The sequence below is a fragment of the Flavobacterium saliperosum genome, from assembly GCF_900100625.1.
GTDB lineage: Bacteria > Bacteroidota > Bacteroidia > Flavobacteriales > Flavobacteriaceae > Flavobacterium > Flavobacterium saliperosum.
In genome coordinates, this window is sequence record NZ_FMTY01000024.1 from 1 (window position 1) to 1,340 (window position 1,340).

Genomic DNA, 1,340 nt, shown 5'->3' on the forward strand with positions numbered 1-1,340 from the left:
TGTATTGTCCTAAAATAGTTGACAAATATTCAGGTTATAAATTTAGGCTAATATACGTTTTTTCTTATTTGATTTGTACGACTTATAAATTACGTTTTCCGATAAATGCACCAGGGCAGGGGTTTGGTAGTTTAAGCTTAAGTGTAAACGTCTGTTGTTATATAATTCTACTGCTTTTTCGACCATTTTCTCGGCTGTTTTTAGATCAGGTATGTTTTGTTTTAGCCCGTATTCGTATTTGATTGTACGGTTAATTCTCTCTGCAATTGCGTTTTCATACGGGTCTGAGTTTTGTGTATTACTGAGTTTAATTCCGTTGTTTTCTGCAAATTGAGTAAACTCTGGACTGCAATATTGTATGCCTCTGTCGCTGTGATGTATGAGCTCTCTGTTGTGGTGTTTTTTGTTTTTTAAAGCCATTTTTAAAGCGTCCAGAACTAATTCGGTTCTCATGTGATTTGCAATTTTATAGCCCATTATTTTCTTGGAATAGGCATCGGTTACCAGAGCCAGATAGGCGTGGTTTTCCTGTATTTTGATATAGGTTATGTCGCTTACCCAAACCTGTTCACTTCTTGTTATAACTAAGTCATTTAATCGGTTCGGATTCCTAAAGAACCGGTGTTTTGAATTGGTCGTGGTATGGAAGTTTTTGCTTTTTTTAATCTGTAAGTTATTCCATTTCAGTAACTTTAGAAAAGCATCTCTTCCGATTTTAATCTGATTCTCTACAAAGAAAGATTGCAGGTCTTTATAAAGCTTTTTACCTCCATAGTGTGGTTGTAATTTGCGTTCCTGTTTTACTTTTTCAATGATGATATTCTGAGCCTTCTCGTCTTGTTTCAAGCGGTTTAGTTTCTTGTAAAAGCCTTGACGAGATATCCCAAAGACTTCGGCTATCCATTGCCTTTTAAAATGTCTCTTTTCTTTTTCTCGATCTCTTTGGCTATGTCTTTGGGTAAATACTTTTTTGCGAGTTCTTTGCCTGTAATGAGTTCGAAATCAGCAATCATGTCCTGTTGAAAGTCTTTGATGAATTCCAATGCTTCGATACGGTCTTTTAGTTTTTTGATTTCGTCGTCTTTACTCATGCCTGTAGATTTTTGTTTAAAGGTAGCAAATTTACGAATCCAATAATCAATAGCTGAACGCGATACTTCATACTTTTTTGCAGCATGATTAATGGATATTTGACCATTCGTTACTTTTTCGACAATCTGTAATTTGAGTTCAAAACTGATTTTTTGATACTCTTTTTTTTGGCAGGGTTGATTTTCTGTTTGTTCCATAGTTTGACAAATGTTGTTTAATTTTTTGTCAACCTATTTTAGGATTTTACA

The 1,340-nt window shown here is 34.5% G+C and carries 2 protein-coding genes; both read right to left on the bottom strand.

Features of this window, described 5'->3' with window-relative positions; all coding sequences use genetic code 11:
- Positions 1–42: 42 nt before the first annotated feature.
- Positions 43–900 (bottom strand): IS3 family transposase, encoded by an 858-nt coding sequence (locus BLQ05_RS13610; protein ID WP_035655133.1) that lies wholly within the window; start codon positions 898–900, stop codon positions 43–45.
- Positions 897–1,289, bottom strand: coding sequence for a helix-turn-helix domain-containing protein (locus BLQ05_RS13615; RefSeq protein WP_023577708.1), 393 nt, complete (start codon positions 1,287–1,289; stop codon positions 897–899). Before BLQ05_RS13615 ends, BLQ05_RS13610 begins: the two co-directional genes overlap by 4 nt.
- Positions 1,290–1,340 lie beyond the last annotated feature (51 nt).

Excerpts from the sequence above, each read along its gene's own strand:
- BLQ05_RS13615 (WP_023577708.1), bottom strand. The coding sequence starts at position 1,289 with ATGGAACAAACAGAAAATCAACCCTGCCAAAAAAAAGAGTATCAAAAA.